Origin of the sequence: Kitasatospora sp. NPDC048286 (assembly GCF_043201735.1) — a bacterium.
Lineage (GTDB): Bacteria > Actinomycetota > Actinomycetes > Streptomycetales > Streptomycetaceae > Kitasatospora.
The window spans coordinates 110,996-137,260 of sequence record NZ_JBICZE010000003.1; the positions used below are offsets into that span (position 1 = coordinate 110,996).

Genomic DNA, 26,265 nt, shown 5'->3' on the forward strand with positions numbered 1-26,265 from the left:
TCCTCAGGGGGTCACCGTCACCGTGGTGGTCTCGGGGTTCCCGCTGTTGCCCTGGTAGATCGTGTCACCGCTGTAGACGGCCGTGATGACGTGCGCGCCGGTGGTCCGGAAGAAGACGACGCGCCCCGCGGCGGCGCAGTTCCCGAGGTTGAGGACCAGGCGGGCCGTGCCCAGGGTGGTGCCGGTCGTGGTGTCGGTGAACGTCACGGTGCCGGTGGGCGGGGTCGTGGCGCCCCGGTCGGCCGGGCAGACCAGGTCGTCGAGGACCACCGGCCGGCCGAGCCGGGAGTTCTGGGGCAGCGGGATCAGGTGCGTGTTCACCGGCTTGCCCGGAGTGGTGTAGCTGATGGTGACGCCCGCGGCGGTGCTGGTCACCGTGGGGCCGCTGCCGCCGGAGGGGACGAGGGACGACCCGCCGCCGCCACCACCCGCGCTCCCGAACGGAGAGGTCAGGCCGTTGAGGCTGGCGCCGCCGCCACCACCGTAGAGGCCCCCGCCGCCCGCTCCGCCCGTGCCGGCGCCGCCGTTGCCGCCGTTGCCGCCGTTGCCGAGCGTGCCGGGCGCGCCGTCCGTACCGCCGGTGGCCAGGCCGCCGGCCCCGCCCTGGGTGGCCGTGCCCGCCCCGCCGCCCATTCCCCCGTTGCACGTTCCGTTCGCGCCCGGCTGGCCGGCGTCCCCGCCCTGGCTTCCCGGGCACGAGGAGCTGAAGACCTCGCCGGCTCCACCGCCGCCCGCGGCCACGACGAGGCGGGAGTCGGTGGTGGTGAGCGGAGTGGTGCGGGGCTGGGTGCGGACGTCGGAGGCCCCGCCTCCGCCGCCGCCGAAGCGGGTCGTGCCACCGCCGTTGAAGCCGCCGAGGCACGGCGAGAACACGTAGCAGGCGGAGGTGTCGAGCGTGGGGGTGCCGCCGACCTCGACGTAGAGGGTCTGACCCGCGGACAGTCCGGTGAGCGTGCCCGCAACCTGCGCGCCACGGCCGCCGGGCGTGTTGTTGACACCCTCCAGGCCGCCGGCCGCGCCGATCGCCGTGACGTCGACCTGGGTGACGCCGGCCGGACGGTGAACGTCTGCTCGCCGCCGGTGAAGGCGAAGGTACAGGTGGTGGTGGGGCCCGAGACCGTGCAGGAGCCCTGCGCGTGGGCGGTCCCGGACAGTGCCACCGGGGCGATGCCGGCGACACAGAGCATGCCGGCCGCGGCGGCCAGCGCGGGCCAGCCGCGAACGGCCGAACCGGTACGGGGCCTGCTTGCCGTCGCGTTGGGCTGACCGGCGGCGGCCGGCGGTGAGAACTTCACGATCTGCTCCCGGAAGGGGGAAGGAGGGGATCTTTCGGCAGGGGGGTGCCTGCCCTCCGACACTGTGGATCAGACAGTTCGAGCCCAGGCCCGCAGCCGATCTGACACACCGTCGATTCACCCCGGCGGTGTGCGATCGACGTCGAGGTCGACAACCCGGCAAGGCGGATCGGCGGCCGCCGGAACACCGAGAGCTGCTCTGCGGCCGGGGCCCTACCCCAGGCTCTCCGCGACGTGGACGAGCTCCTCGTCCGAGAGGCGTGGAGGGGCGCCGGTGGTGACGACGAAGGTGTACGTCCCGTCGGACCATGTCACCGAACGGGGCGCGCCGTTGGAGTCCGGTGGCGTGATGGTCGCGGGGTGGCCCTTGACGACGGCGGCCCGGCCGGCCGGCGGTGTGCTGTTCCGGAGGGTCTGGCTGATGATCAGGGACCCCTGTTCAGGCTCGGTTCCCAGCCGGTATCCGCTGGCCCAGGCCGGGATGTCGGTCGGGAGCGGAGCCAGGCCGGGCAGGTGGACCATCCTGCCCGCGGGGTAGGGGTAGTAGTTCTCCGGCAGGAACGCGGGCCGCCGGAGGTCGCGTTCGTCGAAGTGCACGGCGGGCTTGCCGGTGGTGTCGTTCAGGGCCCTGGTTCCGAGCGGTTCGTTCAGGTGGGCTGTGATCTGTCCGAGGCCGCCCAGGTCGCAGCCCCTCGGGTCGACCGTGTGCCGCAGGGAGAGTTTCACCGCGCCGGCGGTCTCGCGGGCCACGAGCTCGGGTTGCTTCTCGCAGCTCCAGCCGATGTTGAGCGTCAGGGTGTGGCCGTCGGAGCCGACCAGCAGCGGGTAGCCGGCCACGGGGCCTTCGTGGACCTCGGTCTCCGGGCCCCGGTCCAGCCAGGTGTTGATCGCGAAGCCGCCACCGAGAACGGCTACGGCCGCTACGGCGGTCAGGCGGTTCCGTCGTCCGCGCTTCGACATTCGGACGGTGCGTTCCGTCACAGGCCCCTCCCCGGTGGTCGCGGCCATGCTGGTGGCACGGCGTGTGCGAAGTCAAAGGGCGAGGTGGGGAGCCGGTGGGCGCTGGCGGAGGGCTACCAGGGCAGGGGGCCCGCCGCGCCGAAGTAGCCGCCGGTCGGGCCGTCCGGTCCTGTCTGTGCCATCCGGACGATGATCTCGGCGCCCTGTTCGACGGTCTGGGTGCCCTGGTGGTGGTTCAGGTCGGTCGCGGTGTGGCCGGGTTCCACGGCGTTGATCCGCATCTGCGGGAAGGCCTTGGCGAACTGGACGGTGAGCATGTTGACCGCGGTCTTGGAGGTGGGGTAGGCGGCTCCCGGGTACTGCTTGCCGGCCATGGTCAGCGAGGCCAGGCCGCTGCACATGGCGTCGGGCGCTGGTGGCGGCGGCCGTTCGGGCCCCGCCGATCGACGGGGGCGGCGCCCCGTCGATCGGCGGTATCGATGCGTCGTATGCGAGTGGAACGATCTCAGCGGTCATCAGTTGCGGGATGGCCGAGCCACCCTCGGCCCTCACCGGCGGGGCGGCCGGCTTCCGGGGGGAAGAACCGCAGGAACCGGGGGGGACCACGCGGCAGGCGTTTCGGCCTGCCCGCGTGCGTCGACGCGTCGGCCGGCGATCGACCACTCACGCGCGAACCGACGCGGACGAAGCGAACGGTGCGGTGCGGGCGACGGATCAGCAAGGGCCGTGCGCGGCCCGTGAGCTGACCGGTCGTCGGCCCGCACGATCGCGCCGCCCCGAGGCAGCGCGCGCTCCTGGTGCTCCCGCCCGGACACCGGGCGGCTCATCTTGCGGCCACCATCAGGAGAACAGCCACTCCCATGCAGACCAGATTACCGATCCGCTCACGCCGGGCGCGCCGCGCCGTGGCCAGGGTCCTGGGCGTCACCGCGATAGCCACGGCGATGTCCCTGGTGACCTCCGCGGCGCACGCGGCGCCCGTCCGCTCCGCCGCCCCGGCCGACGTGCCCGCGGCGCCCGCCTTCGCGGTCAACGGCGAGGTCGCCCACTACGACTACGAGTGGAGCGACGAGAAGACCGCGCCGAACCTCATCGACGGCGGCCCGCGCGCCGTCCACCACAACGGCGCGCACGCCGGACCCGGGACCGACAACGAGGTCATCTGGGGGATCCCCGGCCACACCGTCCGCTCGCTCCGGCTGGACGGCACCAACCAGTACGACTCCGTCCCGCTCACCGTGCCGACCGACCAGTCCTTCACGGTCTCCGCCTGGGTGCAGCTCGACAAGAAGCCGGACGCCTCGTACGCGGTGGTCACCGAGGGCGGCAGCCGGGTCTCCGGCTTCTACCTGAAGGTGAATCCGGACGGCAAGCCGCTGTTCGGCATGCCGCGGGGCGACTCGGAGAACATCGGCTGGGACACCGCGGACGGCACCGTCGCGCTGACCGAGAAGAGCGGCTGGACCCACCTCACCGGCGAGTACGACGCCGCGGCCGGCGTGATCCGGCTGTTCGTCAACGGCGTCAAGGTCGCCACCACCCCGCACACCGCCACCTGGAAGGCCACCGGCGAGCTGAACATCGGCCGCGGGATGTGGGCCGGCCAGCCGGGCGACCACCTCCCCGGGCGGATCGCCGACGTCCGGATCTGGCAGCGCGCGCTGTCGGACGTCGAGGCGTCGAACGTGGCGATCGCCGACAGCGTGGTCCGCGACGACCGCTGCTCGCTGGCCTTCGCGCTGCACGCGGGCGGACCCAAGGTCAAGGCACTGACCTCCAAGGCCCTGGCCGGCACGGGCGCCGATGTCCGCGCCGCGGCGGTCAGCGGGTGGGGGTACGGTCCGATCACGGCCGCCGCGGTGGACGACCAGCGCGACCAGCGCGCGATCCAGGACGCCGAGCTGGCCCGCGAGGGGGCCTGGACGGACATCACCAAGCCGTTCGCGGTCTCCGGCCCCGACTACATGTCCTTCCTGAACAAGCCCGGCTACGGCGCTCCGATCTGGGCCTTCCTGGGCGACGGCAAGCTCGTCGACCCGACGGGCCCGCCGAAGCCCTCCCAGGCCGCCCTGGACCGGGCGATCGCGATCTACCAGGAGCGCCGGGCGGCGGCCGGTAACGGCGGCGGGCCGAGCTGGTACGGGTTCTTCGTCAACGAGGACGTCCTCAAGCGCCTGTCGGCCTACCAGATCGCCCGGTTCATCCGGCTCGGCGGTCTGCCCACGGTCGCCCCGGCGAAGGACTCGGTGGAGTTCCGCACCGAGGTCGAGGACCTCAAGGCCCAGTGGGCCGGCTGCGACGCGAGCGACCCGCTCGACCCCCAGCACATCCTGAACGAGGTGGTGGCCACCGCCAGCGCCGAGTGGCAGGCCGAGCTGGGCGACCAGGCCAAGCAGCGCGGCGACATCGTCTCCGCCGACCTGACGGCCTACCAGAACCTGCGGACCGCCACCAGCGCGATGGTGGAGGCCCAGGGCCAGGCGTTCATCGTCAGCCGGATGCTGGTCTTCCAGAAGTACTGGCAGGGCAAGCCGTCGAACGACCCCAACTACCCGAAGCCGCAGACCTTCGCCAACGCCACCGCGGCGATGGCGAACGCCCGGAACGCGGTCAACGCCCAGCTGGCGATCGCCCGACAGGCCGCGGCCTCCGCCAAGGCGCAGGCCGACCGGGCGACCGCCGCACAGTCCGAGGCCGGGAAGATCGCCGAGTCCGGCGGCACCCCGTACGGTCGCGGACTGACCCACGCGCTGCAGTCGGCGCAGGTCACCAAGGCGTCGGCGGCGGCCGCGCAGACGGCGTCCAAGGCGGTCGAGACCACCCTGAACGCGGTCGCCGCCGGCCAGGCCGACAGCGGTGCGCTCTACGCCCTGGCCGACACCCAGACCCACGCCACCCAGGCCGAGTTCCAGCGCGCCGTCGCCCAGGAGGCCGCGGACCAGGCCAAGGCCGCCGCCGCCGCCGCGGCCGCCCAGGCCGACCAGGCGGCCCAGGCCGCCGCCCGGGCCAAGGCGGACCGGGAGCAGGCGCAGCAGGCCGAGCGGGACGCCAAGGCGGCCGCCGACGACGCGCACGCCAAGCGGGCCGTCGCCGAGCAGGAGCGCGCCAACGCGGCCACCGCGCGGCAGAAGGCCGACGGCGAGCGGGCCAAGGCGGCCGCCGCCGAGGCGGAAGCGACCAAGAAGCGGGCCGCCGCGGCCGCCGCGCTGAGCGCCGCCGAGAGCGCCGGGAAGACCGCGTCGGACAAGGAGAGCGCCGCGAAGACGGCCGAGGCGCAGGCCTACCTCGCCCGGGACGCGGCCGCGGCGGCGGAGGCCCGCAAGGACGCCGCCACCGCCCGGCAGAAGGCCCTGGAGGCTGCCGCCGACGCGGCCGCCGGCAGCGCCGACGCCAAGGAGAGCCGACAGGCGGCGGACCAGGCCAAGGCCGCCGCCGCCGAGGCCACGACCGCGGCCGGTGGTGCCAGGGCCGCGGCCGACGCGGCCGGCCGCAGCGCCATCGCCGCCCGGGCGGCGGCCACCGAGGCGACCGGCGCGGCCCAGCGGGCCCAGGCCGCCTCGGACGCGGCCCAGGCCGACGTCGCCATCACCAGCGCGGCCGCCTCCACCGCGCACGCCGCGGCGGCGGACGCGATCGCCGCCTCCGAGCAGGCCGCACAGAACGTCAAGAACGCGGCCGAGCAGGTGAAGGTGGCCGCTGCCGCCGCCCTCAAGGCCGAACTGGCGCAGAAGGCGGCCCAGTTGCAGGCAGCCCAGGCCGCCGCCGACAGCGCCCGCGCCGCCGGCCGGGCCCACGCGGCCTCGCTCTCCGCGCTCGCCGCCAGGGACACCGCGGCCGCGGCGATCACGGCCGGGAACCAGGCGATCGCGCTCGGCACGCCGTACCGGGAGACCGACTCCGCGGCCGCGCTGGCCGTACTGGTCGGCCAGAGCGGCAAGACCCTGGCCCAGCAGCAGAACGACGCCGCCCGGGCCCGCGCGGACGAGGCGGCGAAGGCCGCCGCCACGGCGGCCGCGCTGGCGGCCAAGGCCGGCAGCGACGCCAAGGCGGCCGCCCAGGCCAGCGCGAACGCGGCGGCCGACACCACCAGGGCGCTCGCCTCGCTGCAGCAGGCGCGCGCCTCGGCCGCCCAGGCGGCGAACGAGGCCGCGGCGGCGAAGGTCGCCGAGACCAACACCGCGAAGTACGACGAGCAGGCCCACGTCGACGCGTTCGCCGCGGCGGCCGCCTCGACCGACGCCGCGAACGAGGCCGGCGCCGCCCGGGCCGCGGCCACGGCGGCCGAGCAGGACGCCGCCACCGCGCGCAGCAGCGCGACCGCGGCGGAGGCCGACGCGGCCAGGGCCCGTGCCACCGCCGAGCAGGCGGACAAGGCGGCGACCGAGGCCGAGAAGGCCGCGGCCAACGCCCAGGGCGCCGCCCAGCAGGCCGACCAGTCGGCCCAGCGGGCCGAGGAGCAGCAGCGCAAGGACGAGCAGGCGGCGCAGGCGGCCCGGGCCGCCCAGGTGACGGCCGGTCCGGCCGACACCGGCCCGGACCTCAGCGCGAACGACGAGCAGCTGCTGCTGGCCCAGTGCGGTCAGAGCTGCGTCGACGAGTTCCGCAAGGCCAAGGCGGACGCCGCCAAGGACGTCCTCGACTGGGTGAAGGAGAACGGCGGGGAGATCCTGCTCGACGTGCTCGGGGTCACCGACGCCAAGAAGTGCTTCACCGAGGGGGACGTCGAGGGCTGCCTGTGGACGGCGCTCAACGTGGCGAGCCTGGTGGTCGTGGTCGGCAAACTCCCGGCCGTCAGCAAGGCGGTCATCCGGATCGGCGAGGGCATCGGGAAGTTCTTCGAGGAGTCGGTGGCGGCCAAGCGGGCCATCGACCGCCTGCGCAAGGTGATCGAGGACGCCAGGAAGGCCGCCGACGGGGAGTGCGTGCTGGAGCTGGCCGCCGAGGGCGCCTCGGGTGCGGTCTCCGCCGCATTCCTCCGTCCCGAGGGCGCGTCGGCCGGCAGCCTGCGGCTCGCCGCGGGGAAGAAGAGGTTCTGCGGCATCAAGCGGGCAGCGGTGCTGCACGACGACTTCTGCGCCAAGGGTTCGCACATCAACCTGCTGAACGGCGCCGAGGTGGCCCTGCGCCCCGACGAGAAGGGCAGCATCCGGGGCATCGTCGGGCGGCCCGCGCCGCGCGACGCCACCCAGGCGGAGATCGACGCGGTGATCGACATCATCAAGTCCGACAAGTCGCTGCGGGAGGAGATCAAGTCGGTGGCGAGGGACGCCATGCGCATCTTCAACACCCCGGGCAATCAGCCCGGCACCTGGGGCGGGGGTTGGAGCTGCTCCACCAACCGTGCGCTGGAACTGAAGTTCCTGATCGACGCGCTGGAGCGGATGGGCTAGCGGTGCGGTGATCGTGCTGATCGGGATCTGCTGATCAGGGTGCGGTGCGGTCTTCCCTCCGGGGCAGGCCGCACCGCATTCGATTTCTCCCGACACTTCGCTGTGCCATCATGAACACATGGAATTTCTCCGGGTGTTGACGGAATTCGGATCGGCCGCGAGGCTCGGCGGAATCAGACCGCTGGATGGTCTGGCCGACATCGTCGAACGGCTCGGTCCGTTCGAGAAATCCGGCCGGATCAACCAGAGGCGACGCTGGCCGCACTGGTTCGGGTACGGCGACGTCACCTTCGAATCCTGCCAGTGCCGGATCGTCAACCGCCTTTCGCTGCGCACCTGGTACGAATCGGTCCGGATTCCGGCCGGCGCACCGGGGGAATTCCGCACCTTTCCGACCGGCGTCCGATTCGACCGGCTGGCCGACGCGTTCGCCGGAGCCGGCCTCGAATGGCGGGAACTGCACCGCTCGGACCGCGAGTTCGCCTTCGCCACCCAGGCCGCCGAACTCCCCGGAGTGAGTGTCGCCTTCACCTTCACGGCCGACGACCAACTGCTCTACAGCGTCCATGCCACCGAATCCGGCCACCTCTGCCACCCGCCGGCGCCCGGCACCCCGGACGACGGCTTCGGCCGCTGACGCCCTACCACCCCGCCGCCCTACCGTCCTTCGTCCGTCCCGCCGTGCAGGGCGGCGCCGTAGGCGAGCAGGATGCTCAGCGCCAGGTAGTCCGAGCCGGGGCGGCGGACGGGCACGAACACCCTCAGCTGGTCCCCGTCGGTGCGGTAGCCCTTCTTTATCGCTTGCGCCCTCAGGGCCTGGCTGCCGACGTGCGCGGCCAGCCCCTGGACGTCGAGCTGGACGCTGCTGTCCGGGGTCGCGGAGACGAGGGCGATCCGGGACCAGGCGACCGGCTCGGCGAAGGGGGCGAGCGTCATCCCTTCGGCGGTGAAGGTCAGGGCGCCCCAGCGGAACGCGCCGCCCGCGCCGAGCTCGTCCACGAGGCGTTGCGCGCGGGCCTCGCCGACGGCCCGCGTCGCGATCGTGACGAACCGTTCGCCGGTGTCGGGGGTGGCCTGCTTGATCAGCCCCCAGAAGCCGCACTCCTCGCGGACCTTGACGTAGTCCAGGCCCCTGACCCGGATCCGGTCGCCGGTGTACGGGCGGATCACGGTCTTGAGCACGTCGTGCGAGTGCGCGAAGTTGAAGTGGACGGACACCCGGGTCGACTCGACGGACGCGATCTCCTGCCACGCGTACCGCAGCGTGCGCCGCCCCGGCCGGAGCAGCTCGAAGCCGTGCTCGTACTCCCGGATCCTGATGTGGGCGTGCCGCACGCACAGGGCGAAGCACAGCATGCCCGCCACGACCACCGCCCAGAACACGAGGCGGAACGAGGACTCCTCGTCGTAGTACTCGCCGACGAGGGTGCACATCACGATGAACGCGATGAGGAGCGCGAAGAACGCGCTCAGGGGCCTGCGTGCGTAGACCCCCTGGTAGGTCCACACCCGCTGCCCCAGCCGCCCGGTCCGCTCCGACCCCGCCGCCGTGCCTGTCGACACCACACACCTCACTCGATCGCCCGATACCGCGGTTGTCGAGTCTCGGGCGGCTTCGCGCGGCGGGGCAACGGGAGAACTACTCAATTCCCGTGCGTCCGTAAGATGGCGACCCATGGAAACGGGGTCAGCCACCGGGACGTTCGCCGGCGTCGACGTCGCACTGACGCCGCTGGTCGGGCGGCGGGCGGAGACCGCCCGGATCGCCCGGCTGCTCTCCGGCGCGCGCCTGGTCACGCTCAGCGGAACCGGTGGCGTGGGCAAGACCCGGCTGGCGCTGCGGGTGGCGGCGGGCGCGGCGCGCTCCGCCTTCCCCGACGGCGTGTACGTCGCCGAACTCGCCGACCTGCGGGACCCGGAGCTGCTCGCACCGAGCGTCCTCGGCACCCTCGACGCGGCGAACCCGGGCCGCCCCGGCGCCGATGCGACGGCCGTCCTCGCCGCCCGGCTGCGCGAGCGGCGGGCCCTGCTGGTCCTGGACAACTGCGAGCACCTGCTCGACGCGTGCGCCCGGCTCACCGACACGCTGCTGCGGGACGCGCCCGGACTGCGAGTCCTGGCGACCAGCCGACAGCCGCTCGGCATCGCGGGCGAACAGGTCTTCCCCGTCGAGCCGTTGCCGGTGCCGGACGCGAACGCGGACGCCGGCGTCGGCCAGGGCAACGGCCTGCGTGTCCTGAGCGGCAACCCGGCCGTCGCGCTGTTCACCGACCGGGCCGCCGCCGTGCTGCCCGGCTTCACCCTGACCAGCGCGGACGCCGCCGCCGTCGCCGAGCTCGTGCGCCGCCTGGACGGGCTGCCCTTCGCGATCGAGCTGGCCGCGGCCCGCATCCGGAGCCTGACGCCGCAGGAGATCCTGGAGCGGCTCACGGACCGGTTCGCGCTGCTCACCGGGGGGAGTAGCGTCGCCACCGACCGGCAGCGCACCTTGCGCGCGCTGATCGACTGGAGTCACGACCTGTGCACGGCGCGCGAACGGCTGCTCTGGGCGCGGGCTTCGGTGTTCCGCGGCGGCTTCGACCTGGAGGGCCTCGAACAGGTCTGCGCGGACGCCGAACTGCCGCCCGCCGCCCTGCTCGACACCCTGGACGGCCTGGTGGCCAGGTCGATCGTCAACTGCCGCCAGGTGAACGGGCGTTCGCGCTACCACATGCTGGAGACGGTACGGGAGTACGGGCACGAGCGGCTGGCCGCGTCCGGTTCGCTGGACGCGCTGCGCGGCCGTCACCGGGACCGGTACGCCGAACTGACCGCACGAGCCGGGCGGGAGTGGTTCGGGCCCCGGCAGGTCGACTGGTTCACACGGTTGCGCCTGGACCACCCGAACCTGCGCGCGGCGCTGGAGTTCTGCCTGGAGCGGCCCGGGCAGGCGCGGGCCGGTCTGGCCCTGGCCGTGTCGCCCCGGCACTACTGGATCACCGCGGGCCTGCTGCCCGAGGGGTGCCACTGGCTGTCGCAGCTGCTCGCCACCGACCGCGCCCAGGACGAGGGTGACGACGACGCGGGGACGGACGCCGCCGTCCGTGTCCAGGCCCTGGTCACCGAGACGTACCTGCGCATCCTGCGGGGCGACCCGGAGGACGAGGTCCGCCGCGCCCTCGCCGCCTGCGAGGCGGCGGCCAGGCGGGGCGGACACCGGCGGGAGTCGGCCTGGGTGCGGCACCACCACGGGATCCTCGCCGTCTGGCGGGAGGACTTCGCGAGCGCCGCCGAGCTGTTCGCGCGGGCGCACAGCGAGTTCCGCGCGCTGGGCTGCCTCGACGCGGCCCTCGAATGTCGGGTCAAGTTCGCCATCGCGAACGCCTACGGAGGCCAGGCCGCCGTGGCCGACGAGGCGTGCCGAGAGGTCGAGGAGGCCGCCCGCGCGCACGACGAGTCATGGCTGCGCGGCATGGCCCTGCTCGCCCGCGCCCTGCTGGCCCTGCGCGCCGACGCGCCCGCCGACGCGATCACCCACGCCAGGGCGGCCATCGCCCGGCTGCGCCCGTTCCAGGACTGGTGGGACGTGGCCATGTGCGTGGAGGTCATCGCGTGGAGCACCCGGGACGACCCGCGGCGCACCGCCCGGCTCCTGGGCGTGCTGCACCTGCTGTGGGAGTCGCTGGGCGGGCGACTCGGCGCGGCGCCGTTCATGCGCGCCCGGCACCTGCGCTTCGACGCCGCGGCGCGGGAGGCGCTGTCCGCCGCCGCCTTCGACCGGGAGTTCCGCCGCGGAGCGCGCGCCACCGTGGACGAGGCGATGGCCTACGTCCTGGAGGACGCGGCCGGGGTGCCGGGACTGACGCGGCGCGAGAGCCAGATCGCGGAACTGGTCGCCGAAGGCCTCACCAACAAGGACATCGCGGCGCGTCTGACGATCGCGCAGCGCACCGCGGAGAACCACGTCGAACGCATCCTGGACAAGCTGGGGTTCGCCTCGCGCACCCAGCTGGCGGTGTGGACGTACGAGCAGCGCGACGAACCCGCCGGGAGCCGGCGGCGGCCAGGGCCCACGGAACGGGCACCGGCGGACCGACGCGCCGAGCCCTGACCGGGCACCGGCCCGCCGTGGAGAATCACGCCATGCGCATCCTGATCGTCACGACCGGCTCCCGCGGGGACGTCGCCCCGTTCACCGGCCTGGGCCGACACCTGGTGGACGCCGGGCACCGGGTCGCCGTGGCCGCCCATCCGACCTTCGCGACGCTGGTCGAGTCCTGCGGCCTGGAACACCGGCCGGTGCCGGGGGACCCGGAGGCGTTCATCCGTGACAGGGCCCGCGCGACGTCCCCGGCGGAGACCCGCGCGTTGACGGCCGCGTTCGTGGACGGGCTCGCCGACGGCGTGGCGGACGCCGTGGCCGGCGGGGCCGACCTGCTGCTCACCGCCTTCGCCCCGTCGCCGTTCAGTCTGACGGCCGGGGAGGCCCACGGCGTGCCCGTCCTCGGCACGTACCTCACGCCCGCCTTCGCCACCAGGGAGTTCCCGCTGCCCGGCCCCGCCGGCGGCGGGGACCTGGGACCGGAGGGCAACCTCGCCGCCGGGCAGGAGCGGCTCCGGAGCGCGGACCGGCTGTTCTCGGGTGCCGTGGCCCGGCTGCGCGAGCGCCTCGGCCTTCCGCGCACGACCCCGCCGGAACCGCTCGGGCACACCCGTCCGGTCGTCCACGGCTACAGCCCCGTGCTGCTGCCGCGCCCGGCGGACTGGCCGGCCCCGGTCGAGGTGGCGGGCTTCTGGTGGCCCGCCCGGCCGCTCGGCTGGCAGCCTCCGGCCGAACTGGTCGACTTCCTCAGGGCCGGTCCGGCGCCGGTGTTCATCGGGTTCGGCAGCATGGCGCCGGGGGAGGGCGCGCGGCTCGGTGAGCTGGTGACGGCGGCGGTGCGGCGGGCGGGTGTGCGCGCGGTGGTCCAGGCGGGCTGGGCCGGGCTGAGGGCGGCGGGTGACGGTGTCCTCTCCGTCGGCGACGTGCCCCATGACTGGCTGTTCCCCCGCACGGCCGCCGTCGTCCACCACGCCGGAGCGGGCACCACCGGCGCCGCGCTGCGCGCCGGAGTCCCGGCCGTACCGGTGCCCGTCATGGCCGACCAGCCGTTCTGGGCGGCGCGGCTGCACCGGCTGGGAGTCGCCCCGGAGCCCGTGCCGTTCGCGGAGCTCACCGCCGAACGCCTCGCCGCCGCGATCACGGCCGCCCTGGCCGAGCCGGTCCGCCGCCGCGCGGCCGCCGTCGCCGGGCTCATGGCGGCCGAGGACGGCGCCGGCGCCGTCCTCTCCCACGTCGACCGGATCGCCGACGGCCCCGGCCGCTGAGCCCGCCGCCCTTTCTCGCCGCCCGTTCTTGCCGACCGTTATCGCCGCCCGTTCTTGCCGACCGAGCCGTGCAACCCCTTTCGCGGCGCGGGGGTGAGTAGGGCAGAGCGGCGGTCCGGTCGGGCCGTCGCGTGGATGCGAAGAGGAATCGGATGACCGCGAGCACATTGCACGTCCCACCGGAGGAACGGCCCCGGCCCGTCACGGCACTGGTGTCCGCCGACGGCCCCGGCCCGCGGGAGCCCGACTTCGAGGCGTTCGCCGCCACACGCTGGCGGCGGCTGGTGCGCACCGCCTACCTGCTCACCGGCGACCACCACGAGGCCGAGGACGTGGTGCAGGCGACGTTCGCGAAGGTCTTCAGGAACTGGTCCCGGATCAGCCGCCTGGACGAGCCGGACGCCTACGTCCACCGGGCCCTGGTGAACAACAACCTGAACCGTCACCGGCGGCGCCGGGTCAGGCAGCTGCTCGTGCCCGTCCTGCCCGACCGGGCGTCCACCGCGGGCGGCGGCGGCCACCGCGACGTCGAGGAGCGCTCGGTGCTGCTCCAGGCGCTGGCCGAGCTGCCGCAGCGCCAGCGGGCCGTGGTCGTCCTGCGCTACTGGGAGGACATGAGCGAGCGCCAGGTCGCCGACGTGCTCGGCTGCTCGCCGGGCAACGTGAAGAGCCAGGCCAGCCGGGGCCTGGCGAAACTGCGCGCCCACCCGGCGCTGGCCCCGTACGCCCCGCAGGCCCTGCACGCCCCGCACGCACCGCGCGCGGCGGACACCGACTCGACGATCGACGGCACGAACGGAGGCAACAGGTGATGGACACCGAGGACATGGTGCGCGGCGCTCTGCGGGACGAGGCGGCCCGGGTCGCGGTGGCGGACTGGTCCGCCGGGCCCGTGCGGGTCCACGTGCGCCGCCAGCGGCGCCGGGTGGCGATGGGCGCGTCGGCGGTGGTGGCCGCGCTCGCGGTGGTGGCCGGCACGGCCACGGTGCTGTCCGCGCAGCACGGGGGCCCGGCCGTCGGGCCGGCCTCGCAGGCTCCGCGGCTGCCGGAGGGGCCGGCCCCCGAGGCCGTGGTGGTGGAGCCCGGCAGGCAGCTGCCGTTGGGCCGCCAGGACTGGTGGATGCAGCTGAAGGACCAGGAGATCTGCATCCACGACGCCCCCGCGTACGGAACCGGTCCGGGCTGCGGCGGGCACTCCTGGGCGGGGGGCGCGACCGAGATCACCATGCAGTACTACGGGAACCCCCCGCAGTACCAGGAGGGCCTGTACAACCTCGTCTACCACGGGCCCGGGCAGGTGGCCCGGATGGCCGTCGAGGTGGACGGCCGGTCGTACTGGGCCACCGTCGCCTCGCTCCCCGGCAACCCGGGCTATGCCACCGGCTACGTCTGGGGGCCCGGCCGGAAGACCTCCGACGATCCGAAGGCGCACCCACTCGAGGGCATCAGGCTCGCCGCGTACGACGCCCAGGGGACGGTGCTGGCGAGCCGGACGCTCTCGCCCTGAACCCGGCACGAGCGGCCCGCACCGTCGCCGCGCCGACCGGGCGTTAGCATCCACATAGCCGCGACCCCACGGCTTCACGGCCCCACGGCCCCACGGCTTCACGGCCTCACGGCTTCACGGCCGAACGGCCGCAGGGCCTCGCGGAGCGGAACACGCGCAACACGCGGAACACGCGGAACTGAAAGGCGGAGACTGCCATGGGAGTTGAGATCCAGGTCGAGCCCCTGGGCGACCACGAGCACCTGGTTCGGGTCCGTGAGGGTGTCGTCGAGGCCGAGACCCGGATCCGGGTCACCGACGGCGTCCTCGACCAGCCGCAGGTCACCGGCGCGGACGAGACGAGGATCGTCCACGAGACGGTGGCCTTCCTCGTCGAGCGCCAGCCCGTCATCGACATCCCGCCGATGATCGACCTCGACGACCTCACGGACGCCTACGGCGCCCCTTATCTGGAGGACCTCGGCCGCCGCCTCGCCGCGCGGTAGGCCGGAGCGTCGTCCCGCCGCGCGGTGCCTCGCGTGGCGGGACGCCAGAGGTCGGTCCGCGCCGCCAACGCACCTGAGCCGCCGGTCAGTTCGGTCGCGCCCTGATCGCGCCGCCACAGCGCTGCGCCGGCCGGGAGCCAGGGGGATGAGCCGGGTCTGCTACGTTCACCTGCACGAATGAACCAGTTCGGGCGCATATCTGTTCGATCGCCAAGCCGCTGCCCCAGGGCTGGTTCGTCCGCGCACCGCAGGTCGACGAGCAGGGGGACGGACAACCATGAACGCCTACGCGGACCCGGGCGGACCGGTCGGGCTCTATGGGCTCCCACCGGCCGGGGCGCCGATCGCGCCGACCTTCGGCGTCAACCCCGCGGACCTGGACGCGGCGGCCAAGGCGGCCAAGGAGACCGCCGAGGCGATGCCGAACGAGCTCAAGACCATTCACGACCCCTCGGACAAGGCCGCCGCCGCCCTGTCCGGCTGGCGCGTCGGCGCCTCGCTGAAGAACTGCGCGACCGCGTGGGAGGAGTGCCTGAAGAACCTCGCCACCGAGGTCGACCAGGTCAGTCTGAAGCTGGGCCAGACCGCGGCCGGCTACCGCAACGCGGACAAGAACAGCGCCGCCTCCCTCAAGCCGCAGGCGGGTGGCTGATGGTCACCCTCGCCCAGCTGCGCGACGCCGACCTGTCCGGCCTCCAGCCGGCCGCCACCGCGTACGACACCCTCGCCGGCAACTTCGGCAAGCACGTCCAGACGATGCAGCACGAGGTCACCAAGCACATCCTCAACGCGAACTGGGTCGGCAACGCCGCCGGTGCCGCCAACGCCTCCCTGCAGCGCACCAGCACCCGTCTGGACGCGGCGCACACCGAGATGTCGGCGGTCTCCGGGCTGCTGCGCGAGGCCTCGGAGAACTTCCTGCTGGCCCAGTCCGAACTGAAGGTCGCGCTGCAGGAGGCGCAGAACCTGGGGCTGACCGTCGCCGACGACGGGGCCGTGTCCTGGCCCCCGCCGTCCCAGGCCGAGCGGAACGACCCGGGATACAACGTCCCCGAACGGGCGAAGGCGCTCGCGAACCGGATATCCCACGCCGTCGGCATCGCCGACAACGCCGACCAGAAGGTCGCCAAACTGCTCGACGACCTGACCGCGCGGGCCCGCAACGGCACGGGGCTCGACGCCGACAAGGCCGCCGCCGACCTGAAGGCCGTCACCCAGCAGGGCATCGACCTGATGGCCGCCGGGTTCCCGCCCGCCGGCGCCCAGCCCACCGAGGTCAACTCCTGGTGGAAGGGGCTGGCGCCCGACGAGCAGCAGCGGCTCATCGAGTCCCATCCGGACCTGCTGGGCATGCGCGACGGCATCCCGGCCGAGGCCCGGAACCAGGCCAACCGGCTGAACCTCGCCAACCTCATCACCACGTACGAGCACAAGTCCGGGCTGACGGACGGCGAGAAGCAGAAGCTCGAGGGCTTCCACGCGATCAGGGCGCGGCTGGAGTCCGGCAAGGACAAGCAGCCCCCCATGTTCCTGCTCGGCGTCAGCGAGGAGGGCCAGGGCCGCGGCATCCTCTGCTACGGCAACCCGGACACCGCGAAGAACGTCAGCGCGTACGTGCCGGGGCTGGGCACCACGCTCGCCGCCGTCGGCGGCAAGGACGGCGACCGCGCCCTGAACGTGTGGAACGCCGCGCACAACGCCGACCCCAACGCCGAGGTCGCGTCGATGGTCTGGCTCGGCTACGACCCGCCGCCGGGCCTGGAGAAGCTCGCCGACGGCGACCTGCGCCCGCTGGAGGTGATGGGGACCGACCGCGCGTCCAAGGGCGGCGCCTCCTACGACCGGTTCATGGCCGGCCTGCGCGCCACCCATGACGGGCCGCCCGCGCACCTGGTCGCCCTCGCCCACAGCTACGGCTCCACCACGGTGGGCCTGGGCGCGCAGATGCCCGGCGGCAACGGCGCCGACGACATCATCCTCGTCGGCTCTCCCGGCACGGGTGCGCAGAAGGCCTCGCAACTGCACATCGCCCCCGAGCACGTGTGGGTAGGCGACGCGGAGAACGACCCGGTCAGCCACCTGCCGAGCAAGGACCGGGTCGCCAACGACGCCGCGGGCGTCGAGATCGGCACCGGGCTCCTCGGCCCCGGCGGCGGTTCCCTGCTCGGGGGCTTCGTCGGTGACAAGCTGTACGACTGGTTCGGCCCCGAGAACGAGCTCTGGTTCGGCCAGGACCCGGCCGGCAAGCAGTTCGGCGCCAACCGCTTCGCGGTCGCCGACGGGCCGTCGCTCTCCTTCGACTCCCACTCCGACTACATGACCGACCCCAACGACGCCCAGTCGAAGACCCTGGAATCCGTCAACAACATCGGCCAGATCGTGGCCGGACAGTACGACCACGTCACGAGGCAGGACCACCGATGAACCGTTCCCCCCGCCCCGCCCTCGTCCTGGCGGTCGCCTGCGCCGTCCTCGCGCTCGGCGTCACCGCCTGCGCCGGCGGGGGCGGGAGCGGTACGGGCGGCGGCCGCAGCGGCGGGGGGACCCCCGGGCCGCTCATGACGCCCGCGCAGGCCCTGCAGAAGATCGACGCCCTGCTCGACGAGGTGACCTCGGGCGTACAGCCGGCGCTGCGCTACCGGGACGCCTGGCCGGAGGCCACCGTGCAGTACTCCAAGGGCCTGGACGAGCACTCCCTCGGCTACGCCAAGGCCTCCCGCCAGCGCCACGTCATGACCAAGGTCGCCCCCGCCAAGTACGGCGCCCTGCTGGACGCGGTGCGCAACACCTGGCAGGCCAAGGGCTACCGGGTCGAGGCCGGGCCCGCCAACCTCCAGGCCCTGCTCGCCACCACCGCCGAGGGCCACGGAGTGAGCATCACCATCCACCCCGCCGGGAACATCGACATCGGGGCGACCGTCAGCCCGATCCCGGTGCCGGAGGGCCAGGACCCGTTCGGCACCCCCACGCCCCAGCCGACCACGGCCGGGGGAGCGCCGGACGTCATGCCGACGTACGACGACCCGTACTGGTCCGTCTGACCGCCGCGCCGCCCCCGGGGCCGCTGCCGCGCTGCTCCCGGGGGCGGTCGTCCCACCTCCTCGCTCCGAAAGTCTCCGCATGACCCCCGAACAGGCCGTCCAGGCCCTCGACGCGCTTCTCGACGAGGCGATGTCCGCGATCCGCCCCCCGCTGCGGTACTGGGACGGCTGGCCCCGCTCCACCGAGCAGACGGCCGGTCCGGAGGACCGGTCCCTGGGCTACGCCACCGCCACCCGGGACCGCCATGTGATGACGAAGGTCGCCCCTTCCCGGTACGGCGCGCTGCTGGGGATCACCGAACGCGGCTGGCAGGCCCGGGGATACCGGATGACCGCCGTCAACCCCCGCCAGCCCGCCATGTTCGCCGCCACGCCGGACGGGTACGGCGTCTGCATGCTCTTCGGAGCCGCCGGCAACATCACCGTCCAGGCCACCGTCGGCCCCATCCCGGTCATCCGCGACCGCGACCCCTTCGGCACCTACGAGCCCGAGCCGACCCTGCCCGACGGCCGGCTCGACGTGTTCCCCCGGTACGACGACCCGTTCTGGTCGTGCTGACGGGGCGTCCCGTGTCCTCGTAGCCGTAGCCGTAGCGGCTGCGCATCATATGAGGATTGTTGCCGGCATTGCCGCGCCGGAGCCCTTGGGCCAATGTGGGAACGGTTCGGCAACTCGCCGACGCGCACCGTGAGTCGGCCACGGAGGTGCCATGCGTTCCTCAGCAGTTCCCCTCTCGGGGCGCGCGTGAACGCCTCGCCACCGGCCGACGCCCCCGCCCTGTTGCACGCCTGGTCGATCCCGCACCGCGAGTACGCCCGCCAGGAGGAGCGCCGCGGCCGCCGCCACGCGTACACCAGACTCGACCCGGTGCGCACCGCCCTGGTGGTGGTCGACATGGTGCCGTTCTTCGACGGGCCGTACGCGCGCGGCGTGATCCCGCAGATCCAGCACCTGGCGTGCGCCCTGCGGGAAGCCGGCGGCCTCGTGGCCTGGGTGCTGCCGGGCCCCGGTGGGCCGACGGCGACCCGCGAGGAGTTCTACGGCCCCCGGGTCGCGGAGCTGTACCGGACCTCCGGCGGCAGCGGTCCGCTCGCCGGGCGCCTGTGGCCGCAGCTCACCGTGGACGAAGACCGCGACCTCCTCGTCGAGAAGGCGGTGCCCAGCGCCTTCTTCCCCGGCTTCTGCCCGCTGCCCGACCTGCTGGCCGAACGCGGCATCGACACCGTGCTGGTCTGCGGCGTCGTGACCGACGTGTGCGTTGCCGGGACGGCGCGCGACGCCTCCACCCTGGGCCTGCGGGTGATCGTGGTGGCCGACGGCACCGCCGCCGGCAGCGACGAGGTCCACAACGCCGCCCTGCGCACCCTCTACCGCTCCTTCGCCGACGTCCGCCCCACCGCCGAGGTCCTCGACCTGATCAGGGCGGGCCGGTGACGCTGTCGGTGGTGGGCGCTAGCTTGTGCCGCCATGGCCGACATCTTCGAACTCATGCTCACACTGGACCTGCGCGACGAGTTGTCCGAGGAGGAACTCGCGGAGCTCCGCTGGCACCTCGGGCTGGGCCCCAAGCCGGAGGTCCTCCGCATCGTGCCCAAGTTCCCGCTCGGGTACATCGACGACGACGGCGAACTCGTCATCGAGGACCGTCCGCAGCCCCTCCTGGGCGGTCACGGCGAGCCCCGGAAGATCGATGGCGCGCTCTTCTCGATCCTCCTCCGCCGGGAGCGCACCTGGGGCGGCGGGTGGGGGCTGACCAGCCGGCAGGAGATCCACCCCGACCAGTTCGACCTCACCGGTGAACTGCTCTGCTGGCTCGCGGCCAAGGCCGACTGCGGGCAGCGGAAACTGAACGGCAGCATCCTCCTGGGATACACCCGGTTCTACGAAGAACACCGGCTGAGGCCACTGGTCGTGCGGGACGGCGTCGTCATCTGGCCGTAGCGGCCGATCAGCCGGTAGCAGACCCGTGCACGGCCTGTTCCCAGAGGTCCAGTCCCGCGCGGAGGAGTTCGCGCACGGCCGAGGTCTCCTCGCCCGTCCAGGCTTCCTCGCCGGAGGCCGGGTCGAGGGGTTCACCGCCGAAGAGCTTCTCGTAGGCGCTGTCGTGGACCGGCCCCTGAAAGGGAAGGGGCGGGCCGGCCTTCAGGGTGTGGGAGAGGTCCTCGAAGAAGTTCCACGCGTCCAGCAACTCGACCGTCGCGACCGGGTCGAGGAGGCCGGGGTGCTCGACCCACCGCCGCACGACGGCCAGATCGAGCGTGCCCTCGCCCTCCGGGACGAGCTCCCAGCCGTTGCGGTCGCAGCATTCCTGCAGCGCTCCGAGTTCGGGGAAGGTGAGGAGGGCGCCGAGTTCGTCGACGACGAACTCGTCGGGGGCATCGTCCTCTGCGGGGCGCCAGATCAGCGTCAGGTCGCTGCGCCGGGTGACGATGCGGTACGGGTAGTGCTTGGCCATGCGGGTCTCCCTGATGCCGTGGCGGCGTGTGCCGCCGTGGTCATCCTGCCTGGGGTGACCGCCGCTTGGTGGCTTGGGTGCGGCAGTGGGTGAGGGCGTATGTGAGGCGGGGGTCGGGGTTGGGGGTGGTGGTGAGGAGTTCGCCGGCGGTGGTGAGGGTGGTCCAGTAGGTGGTGGGGTCGCCGGTGCGGGGCAGGGGGTGGGTGGCGGTGAGGGAGAGGTAGGCGGCGGTGAGGTTGCCGGTGGTGAACCAGCGGGTGAGGCCGTGCTGGTGGCCGGGCCGGATGCCGCCGAGGGCCTCGATCGCGGAAAGGAAGAGGTCGACGACGGCGCGGCCGGTGGCGTCAAGGGCGACGGGGACGTCGAAGACGCCGAGGGCTTCGAGGAGTTCGCCCGTGTCGCTCTCGGAGTTGGGGCGGGGGTCGGCAAGGAGGGCGTCGTGGCAGTCCGCCAGGCGGCGGGTGGTCTCGGCGTGGGGGATGTCGAGGGCGAGGCAGACGGCTCGGGCGACGGGGAGGGGCTGGTGGCCGAGGCGGGTGAGGAGGGCGTAGGTGGCGGCGGGGGTGGCGCCGCGGGAGAGGGTGTGGCGGGCGAGGGTGGCGAGGTTCATGGGGGTTCGGGCTTTCAGACGGTGACGAGGGCGGGGGCCGGGACGGGGGCGATGTGGGCCCAGACGAACTTGCCGATGCCGCCCGGGTGGGAGGCACTGCCCCAGCGTTCGGCGAGCTTGTTGACGAGGAAGAGTCCGCGGCCGTGTTCGTCGTCGGGGGTGGGGGCGTGGAGCGCGGGGTGGGTGGTGCCGGCGTCGTGGACTTCAATCCTCAGGCGGGAGTTAACGAGCGAGAAGCGGACTTCGATGTGCCGGTCGTCGGGCGCGTCCAAGTGCTGCACGGCGTTGGCGAAGAGTTCGCCCAGGAGCAGTTCGGCGGTGTCGCCGTACCGTTCACCCGAGGGGAGCCCGGAGAGGTAGGCCCGGAGCATGTAGCGGGCCAGGGGCGTGGATTCGGTCCGCGAGTCGAGCCGGGCGACGAACGCGCGGGGGTGACGGGAAGTGAGCATGGCGAAGTACCTCAAGGGGTTTGCGTGCGGATAGGCGCGGCGTCGAGCGGGTGCTACAGCTCGACCGCGGGGCGAAGGGTGGATCCGTCCTTCGGGGCGGTCCACTCCTGTTCGCCACCGGCGCCTTCCGGGCGCAGGTGGTAGCTGTAGACACCTTCGCCGGGTATGTCCACCACGACGCCGACCCTGCCGGTGGCCGAGTCGTAGGCGAGGTCGCCGAGGCGAGGCGCCCACGGCGGTACAGGGGCGCGCGGTTGTTCGTGGGCCGCGTGTCGTCCACTCATGGACGCAGACCGTAAGTGCTCGACTACTGTCGAATATGAATCGGCGGAATACCGTCCTATCCGTCCAGGTGGAAGCGGTCGGACATGTAGCGCAGCTTCTCGCGGGTGGTCGAGCGCTCGGCGTAGACGATCTTCCGCAGGGTGGCACGGGCGATCGGGTGGTTGCGTACGAGCTGCGGGGCGATCTTCTCCGCCGTCTCCAGGGCCTGAAGTGCCTTGTCGCGGTTGCCGTCCCACAGCCAGGCGCGGGCCAGGTCCATGTGGTGGTGGCCTCGTCGGGACGCTGGGAGGGCGGCGACCTTCGCGGGGTCGGCACGCTCGTTGAGGATCAGTGCCCGGGCGTGGTCACCCATCTCCAACTGGACTGAAACCGCGTGGACTTGGACGTTGCCGCTGGAGAAGGTCAGTGAGTGTCGGTCGAAGGGAGGCGCCAGTCGGCTCCCGTCCATCAACTCGGCCGCCACGTGGGCGTGTCGGATGCGGTCCTCGGCCTCCCTCCGCTGGCCGGCGCGGGCAGCGGACACGGCGGCGCGCAGGTGCATGGCACCCCAAGCCCGCACGGCCAGCGGGTCGTTGGCGCGATAGCGGTCCTCGACGAGGCGAAGCGCCTTGTCGGACAGCGCCAGGGCATCGTCCCAGTCCGCGGTGGCCCACATGTCCCACACCCGCATCCAGTCAGAGACCGCTTCCATCACCGGGTCGCCGGACAGCCGGGCCGACCAGGCGGCCCGTTCGCAGGCCATGGCGATCAGCTCGGGGTGGCCGAGCGTGTGCGCGGCGGTGTGTGCGAACTTGCACTCGATCGCGTAGATCGCGAACGCTTCCTCACGTTCGTGGCCGACCGACACCTCGGCCAGCGCACGCGCTTCACGAAGCATGTCCGGGAGCACCTTTAGGATGGCCACGTTGGCGGCGGCGTCCCGGAGTCGGTGCAGGCGCTCGGTCTCGCGCCAGAGCTCCATCGATGGCCGGGGCGTGCCGTCGAACACCGGCGTGAGGTCGTAGCGGCGAAGCTCCCTCAGGATCGCGGCCGCCGACACCTGCCACTGGTTCTCCGACGGCTTGCCCGCCACGAAGGGCCGCTCGATGAGGTCGTTCGGGTGGCAGTGGAGCGCCGCCGCGATCTGGTTGATGATGCCTGCCCGGTCGAGTTCGATCACGCCCTTCTCGACCTTCGACACCCACCCCTGGGTCCTGCCGAGCGAGGCGGCCAGATCGGCCTGGGTCATGCCCAGCCGCAACCGCGCCCGCCGCACCCGCTTGCCGATCGACTCCCGTTCCTCAAGCACAGTGGCCCTCCAGCACTCACGCGCCCGCCTGCCCGGTCCGTGAGCCTGCGGTGCTATCAGGAAGCTACCCCGTTCCGGCGGGCCGTGTCGCAGATCGCACCAGTGACTTCGTCCGCGGATACCCTTGCCAAAGCAAGGCTGGCGAGCTGCGCGAGTGCCTCAGCGACTTGTCCCTGCCAACCTCGGCGTAGAAGCGGAGCAGCACGTGTCGGACCAGGACCGCGTCATCCATATCCGCCGTCCCTACCTCGACTTGATCGCCTCCGGCACCAAGACGATCGAGGTCCGCGTCGGCTACCCCAGCATGCGCAGGATCGGGCCCGGGCAGATCCTGGTCTTCGAATCCGGCGACGTCAGCTACCGCACCCGGGTCGTCAAGGTCTCCGAATACCCGACGTTCGAGGCGATGCTCGACGCCGAGGACAACGAAGCCATCGGCTCCGAAGGCATGAGCCGAGCCGAACTCCTCTCCGCCTGCCGGGAGATCTACCCTCCCGAGAAGGAGCAGCTTGGCGTTCTCGCGATCCACCTGCAACTCGCCCCGTAGCCCCACCGACTCGCTTGCGCTGATCGCCGATGCACTGAAGGGGTTCATGGATGACGAGGATCGAGCTCGACGCGACCGCCTGGCGGAAGAGCAGCCACAGCGGCGGCAACGGCGGCGACTGCATCGAGGTGGCCCCCGGATTTCCCGGCTGCGTCCCCGTGCGTGACTCCAAGGACCCCCACGGCCCGGCGCTCGTCTTCCCGACCACCTCCTGGGACTCCTTCATCGCCGCGATCCAGGCAGGCGAGTTCCCGATCGGGAACTGACGCCCGCTGGTGCTCTGACCGGGAAGGTTCACCGGGTCGGCGGTCGTGACGGTTGGATGCGCGGTGACGTCCGATCCGAGCGCTGGAGGCGCGGTGGATGAGCCTGTCCGTCCGTGTGCGCAGGCTGACCGGCCAGGAGGGGCAGAAGCTGCAACAGACCGTGCGCCGGGGCAGCACCGACTCGGTGACTCAGGAGGCGACCGGCTCGATCTCCCCCGCGAAGACGATGATCTGGTCGATGAGGCTCCGTCGCAGATGGACGACATCCGTTCCCGCCAGGCGGGGGCCTCCATCAGGCGTGGTGAAGACCCACTGGTACCGGGCCCATTCGTCAGGCATGTCCACCGCCGAGCAGCGCACCATCGTGCCGGTCCCGGCCGGGTGGCGTCGGATGTCCAGCACGAACCGCTCGACCGCCCCGATTCCTTCGGTGCGACCCAACGGCCCCCAGAAGACCACGTCTGAGGTCAGGGCCTGGGAGAGCAGGGCAGTCACATAGCTGTCGTCCGAGGCGTTGAACGCGGAGATGAACGTGTCGATCGCGGAGCGTGCGGTCTCTTCCTGCATACCCCAGTAATACCAGCCGTTTCGCGTGCGCTCGACCCACGAACCGCCTTCCGATCACGGTGAACCTTCCCGGTCACAGCACCAGCCGAGTTCCGGCTGGTCTACGGTGCGTTCGACTTCGCGGTGACCGCCGCCGGCGACTGGTACTTCCTGGAATGCAACCCCAACGGGCAATGGGCCTGGCAGGGTTGCGACACCACCTCGGCGATCGCCGGGCCGTCGCCGACCGAATCGAGGAGGGAATCGGCCCATGAGTGCAGCGGCTCGGCTCCGTGCCGCCCTGGTGGACGGGTTCACCGGGGAGGACGCGGTGGACGACCCGGCGTGGCGGGCTTCCGCGCGGGCGGTGCCCCGGGAGTTGTTCGTCGGCTCCTTCTTCGTGCAAGTCCCGGGCAGCAGCCCGACAGGCGCAGATCGCCGCCACGATCGATCGAGGGCTTCTGCCAGCGCATTCACCATCGGAGGGCGCCTTGGTGATGCAGCCGTCGGCGCTCAGGCGGTCGAGTTCGAGGCCGATCATGCGGTCATGGGCGGCGAGTGCGAGTAGCCGTAGCCTGTCCATCACGCCGGCGTCGATCCACTCGTCGCGGCGTCGGCGCAAGGTGGTGGCCGAGCAGTGTTGGTCGGCGGCGCGTTCGTACCCGCAACCGAAGACCAGGACCTGTACCAGCCGGTCGAAGACGACGGCGTCGCTGATCCTCGGGTTGTGGCAGCCCAGCGGGTGCCGTTCCTCGCGCGCCGGCAGGGGCGCGAGGAACTGGTCGCGGATCGGGTCAAGAATGCATGATGGGACGGCAGGCACGGGTCCTCCGGTGATCATGAAGCACAGAGAACTCCATGATCGGGTGAACCGTGCCTGCCCTGCTGCCAGCACCTGCGGCACCTACTGGCGGACGCCCTTACACGTCTTGACTGCTGGACGTTTGGTCACCTCCGTGGAGCGGTAACGCAAGGATGCACAGCCGACTTGGCACGGGAGGGCACGATGGCGCTACGGTTCCATGGGATGGACCCCGAGACCCAGGGGAACGGCTCGCCGACGGTCTGGGTGGACGAGGAGAAGCGGGAGCTGGTGCTCCAGGGCTGGAAGCCCGGCGAGGAACTGCTGGCCGCCATCAGCACGACCGAGTGGGTTCCCGGTCACGCGATCGGCATCCCCGAGGGCGAGGCCGTGGTTCGTGTCCCGCTCCGCATGGCGGCCATGATGAGGAAGGCGCTCGATGACGCAGAACGTTCCGGACTTCTCTGACCTGCTCAAGTCCGCGCGGCACTCAGCCGTGCACCTGGAGATGCGGGACTGGTACGGCGTTGGCGACGAATCGGCGGATTTCGCGACGTTCAGGCGGACTGGAATCCACCCCGATCTCGACCCCGAGTCCGATGGTTGGGCCGGGTGGGTTCCACTCGTCCGAGATGCCGTCAGCCGGGGCGTGGTCATGCGCAGGGCCCGGATCGTCTCGGAGCCGGTGACCGACTACATCCGCTTCGAGCACGCCGGGACCGTCGTGAACATCGAGGCAGGCGAACAGGTCCGCTGGCTTCCACGCCGTGAGGCGTCGGACATCGCCTTGCCGGGCAACGACTTCTGGGTCTTCGACGGTCGGCTGGTCGAGTTCAACCACTTCACCGGCGTGGGCGAATGGGCGGACCCCAGGTACGAGCTGTCCGAGGACCCGGCGGTGGTGAAGCTCTGCGTCTCGGCCTTCGAAGCGGTGTGGGAGCGCGGCATCGACCACGCGGTCTACACCCTCTGACCTCCGCGATCACCGACCG

27 protein-coding genes and 2 pseudogenes are annotated in these 26,265 nt (G+C 72.6%); 18 read left to right on the top strand and 11 right to left on the bottom strand.

The window, feature by feature from the left end:
* Positions 1-3 precede the first annotated feature (3 nt).
* From ACGF13_RS08330 to ACGF13_RS08340, 3 genes and pseudogenes are all read right to left on the bottom strand, one after another.
* Entirely contained in the window at positions 4-1,605 is a 1,602-nt protein-coding gene (locus tag ACGF13_RS08330; RefSeq protein WP_392870373.1) for a glycine-rich protein, read from the bottom strand.
* Positions 1,509-2,255, bottom strand: a complete 747-nt coding sequence (locus ACGF13_RS08335) for a hypothetical protein (RefSeq protein ID WP_392870376.1) — start codon at positions 2,253-2,255, stop codon at positions 1,509-1,511. Before ACGF13_RS08335 ends, ACGF13_RS08330 begins: the two co-directional genes overlap by 97 nt.
* 113 nt (positions 2,256-2,368) lie before the next feature.
* Positions 2,369-2,653, bottom strand: a pseudogene (locus tag ACGF13_RS08340) (SDR family NAD(P)-dependent oxidoreductase); the annotation flags it as partial.
* Positions 2,654-3,115: 462 nt separating this feature from the next.
* Between ACGF13_RS08340 and ACGF13_RS08345 the strand changes: the two are divergent.
* Positions 3,116-7,645 carry a LamG domain-containing protein gene (locus tag ACGF13_RS08345; RefSeq protein ID WP_392870379.1) on the top strand — a complete coding sequence of 1,510 codons (4,530 nt, stop codon included), beginning with the start codon at positions 3,116-3,118 and terminating at the stop codon, positions 7,643-7,645.
* A 118-nt stretch (positions 7,646-7,763) separates the two neighbouring features.
* Positions 7,764-8,282 (top strand): hypothetical protein, encoded by a 519-nt coding sequence (locus ACGF13_RS08350; RefSeq protein WP_392870382.1) that lies wholly within the window; start codon positions 7,764-7,766, stop codon positions 8,280-8,282.
* Between the two features lie 20 nt (positions 8,283-8,302).
* Here the strand turns inward: ACGF13_RS08350 and ACGF13_RS08355 are convergent, their stop codons facing one another.
* The gene (locus ACGF13_RS08355) at positions 8,303-9,208 is read right to left on the bottom strand and encodes a hypothetical protein (protein WP_392870385.1); all 906 of its coding nucleotides are present in this window, start codon (positions 9,206-9,208) and stop codon (positions 8,303-8,305) included.
* Between the two features lie 112 nt (positions 9,209-9,320).
* Here ACGF13_RS08355 and ACGF13_RS08360 point away from each other — a divergent pair, with 112 nt between their 5' ends.
* The 11 genes from ACGF13_RS08360 to ACGF13_RS08410 all read left to right on the top strand — a co-directional run bounded on the left by ACGF13_RS08360 (position 9,321) and on the right by ACGF13_RS08410 (position 19,966).
* Positions 9,321-11,735 carry an ATP-binding protein gene (locus ACGF13_RS08360; protein WP_392870388.1) on the top strand — a complete coding sequence of 805 codons (2,415 nt, stop codon included), beginning with the start codon at positions 9,321-9,323 and terminating at the stop codon, positions 11,733-11,735.
* Positions 11,736-11,767: 32 nt separating this feature from the next.
* Positions 11,768-12,991 carry a glycosyltransferase gene (locus tag ACGF13_RS08365; RefSeq protein WP_392870391.1) on the top strand — a complete coding sequence of 408 codons (1,224 nt, stop codon included), beginning with the start codon at positions 11,768-11,770 and terminating at the stop codon, positions 12,989-12,991.
* A 152-nt stretch (positions 12,992-13,143) separates the two neighbouring features.
* On the top strand, positions 13,144-13,803 hold the full coding sequence (locus ACGF13_RS08370) for a SigE family RNA polymerase sigma factor (RefSeq protein ID WP_392870394.1): 660 nt from the start codon (positions 13,144-13,146) through the stop codon (positions 13,801-13,803).
* Positions 13,800-14,498, top strand: a complete 699-nt coding sequence (locus ACGF13_RS08375; protein WP_392870397.1) for a hypothetical protein — start codon at positions 13,800-13,802, stop codon at positions 14,496-14,498. Before ACGF13_RS08370 ends, ACGF13_RS08375 begins: the two co-directional genes overlap by 4 nt.
* A gap of 197 nt (positions 14,499-14,695) precedes the next feature.
* On the top strand, positions 14,696-14,983 hold the full coding sequence (locus tag ACGF13_RS08380; protein ID WP_392870400.1) for a hypothetical protein: 288 nt from the start codon (positions 14,696-14,698) through the stop codon (positions 14,981-14,983).
* Between the two features lie 277 nt (positions 14,984-15,260).
* Complete coding sequence (locus ACGF13_RS08385; RefSeq protein WP_392870403.1) at positions 15,261-15,635, top strand: type VII secretion target; 375 nt, start codon at positions 15,261-15,263, stop codon at positions 15,633-15,635.
* The gene (locus ACGF13_RS08390; protein WP_392870406.1) at positions 15,635-17,407 is read left to right on the top strand and encodes an alpha/beta hydrolase; all 1,773 of its coding nucleotides are present in this window, start codon (positions 15,635-15,637) and stop codon (positions 17,405-17,407) included. Before ACGF13_RS08385 ends, ACGF13_RS08390 begins: the two co-directional genes overlap by 1 nt.
* Positions 17,404-18,024, top strand: coding sequence for a hypothetical protein (locus ACGF13_RS08395; RefSeq protein ID WP_392870409.1), 621 nt, complete (start codon positions 17,404-17,406; stop codon positions 18,022-18,024). The genes ACGF13_RS08390 and ACGF13_RS08395 overlap by 4 nt, the downstream gene beginning before the upstream one ends.
* A gap of 79 nt (positions 18,025-18,103) precedes the next feature.
* On the top strand, positions 18,104-18,583 hold the full coding sequence (locus tag ACGF13_RS08400; RefSeq protein WP_392870412.1) for a hypothetical protein: 480 nt from the start codon (positions 18,104-18,106) through the stop codon (positions 18,581-18,583).
* Between the two features lie 186 nt (positions 18,584-18,769).
* Positions 18,770-19,459, top strand: a complete 690-nt coding sequence (locus tag ACGF13_RS08405) for an isochorismatase family protein (protein ID WP_392870415.1) — start codon at positions 18,770-18,772, stop codon at positions 19,457-19,459.
* Between the two features lie 33 nt (positions 19,460-19,492).
* Positions 19,493-19,966 (top strand): hypothetical protein, encoded by a 474-nt coding sequence (locus ACGF13_RS08410; RefSeq protein WP_392870418.1) that lies wholly within the window; start codon positions 19,493-19,495, stop codon positions 19,964-19,966.
* 7 nt (positions 19,967-19,973) lie between these two features.
* Here ACGF13_RS08410 and ACGF13_RS08415 read toward each other — a convergent pair whose 3' ends face one another.
* Genes ACGF13_RS08415 through ACGF13_RS08435 form a run of 5 tightly spaced genes read right to left on the bottom strand, consistent with a single transcriptional unit; the run spans position 19,974 to position 23,112 of the window.
* On the bottom strand, positions 19,974-20,480 hold the full coding sequence (locus ACGF13_RS08415; RefSeq protein ID WP_392870421.1) for a hypothetical protein: 507 nt from the start codon (positions 20,478-20,480) through the stop codon (positions 19,974-19,976).
* Between the two features lie 40 nt (positions 20,481-20,520).
* A complete protein-coding gene (locus ACGF13_RS08420; protein ID WP_392870424.1) occupies positions 20,521-21,090 on the bottom strand; it encodes a hypothetical protein in 570 nt (189 codons plus the stop codon).
* Between the two features lie 14 nt (positions 21,091-21,104).
* A complete protein-coding gene (locus ACGF13_RS08425) occupies positions 21,105-21,539 on the bottom strand; it encodes an ATP-binding protein (protein WP_392870427.1) in 435 nt (144 codons plus the stop codon).
* 53 nt (positions 21,540-21,592) lie between these two features.
* Entirely contained in the window at positions 21,593-21,823 is a 231-nt protein-coding gene (locus ACGF13_RS08430) for a hypothetical protein (RefSeq protein ID WP_392870430.1), read from the bottom strand.
* Between the two features lie 56 nt (positions 21,824-21,879).
* A complete protein-coding gene (locus tag ACGF13_RS08435; RefSeq protein WP_392870433.1) occupies positions 21,880-23,112 on the bottom strand; it encodes a helix-turn-helix domain-containing protein in 1,233 nt (410 codons plus the stop codon).
* Between the two features lie 205 nt (positions 23,113-23,317).
* On the opposite strand from ACGF13_RS08435, the gene ACGF13_RS08440 reads away from it, so the two are divergent.
* Both ACGF13_RS08440 and ACGF13_RS08445 read left to right on the top strand, forming a co-directional pair.
* Positions 23,318-23,659, top strand: a complete 342-nt coding sequence (locus tag ACGF13_RS08440; protein WP_392870436.1) for an ASCH domain-containing protein — start codon at positions 23,318-23,320, stop codon at positions 23,657-23,659.
* A gap of 50 nt (positions 23,660-23,709) precedes the next feature.
* Positions 23,710-23,925 (top strand): DUF397 domain-containing protein, encoded by a 216-nt coding sequence (locus ACGF13_RS08445; protein WP_392870439.1) that lies wholly within the window; start codon positions 23,710-23,712, stop codon positions 23,923-23,925.
* A gap of 189 nt (positions 23,926-24,114) precedes the next feature.
* On the opposite strand, the gene ACGF13_RS08450 is transcribed toward ACGF13_RS08445, so the two are convergent.
* A complete protein-coding gene (locus ACGF13_RS08450; protein ID WP_392870441.1) occupies positions 24,115-24,492 on the bottom strand; it encodes a nuclear transport factor 2 family protein in 378 nt (125 codons plus the stop codon).
* Between the two features lie 250 nt (positions 24,493-24,742).
* Between ACGF13_RS08450 and ACGF13_RS08455 the strand changes: the two genes are divergently transcribed.
* Positions 24,743-25,039 carry a hypothetical protein gene (locus ACGF13_RS08455; protein ID WP_392871694.1) on the top strand — a complete coding sequence of 99 codons (297 nt, stop codon included), beginning with the start codon at positions 24,743-24,745 and terminating at the stop codon, positions 25,037-25,039.
* Here the strand turns inward: ACGF13_RS08455 and ACGF13_RS08460 are convergent.
* Positions 24,925-25,294: pseudogene (locus ACGF13_RS08460) on the bottom strand (IS5/IS1182 family transposase); the annotation flags it as partial. The gene ACGF13_RS08455 and the pseudogene ACGF13_RS08460 sit on opposite strands and share 115 nt — an antisense overlap.
* A 183-nt stretch (positions 25,295-25,477) precedes the next feature.
* Here ACGF13_RS08460 and ACGF13_RS08465 point away from each other — a divergent pair.
* Positions 25,478-25,741, top strand: coding sequence for a hypothetical protein (locus ACGF13_RS08465; protein WP_392870444.1), 264 nt, complete (start codon positions 25,478-25,480; stop codon positions 25,739-25,741).
* On the top strand, positions 25,713-26,246 hold the full coding sequence (locus tag ACGF13_RS08470; RefSeq protein ID WP_392870447.1) for a DUF6879 family protein: 534 nt from the start codon (positions 25,713-25,715) through the stop codon (positions 26,244-26,246). The genes ACGF13_RS08465 and ACGF13_RS08470 overlap by 29 nt, the downstream gene beginning before the upstream one ends.
* Positions 26,247-26,265 lie beyond the last annotated feature (19 nt).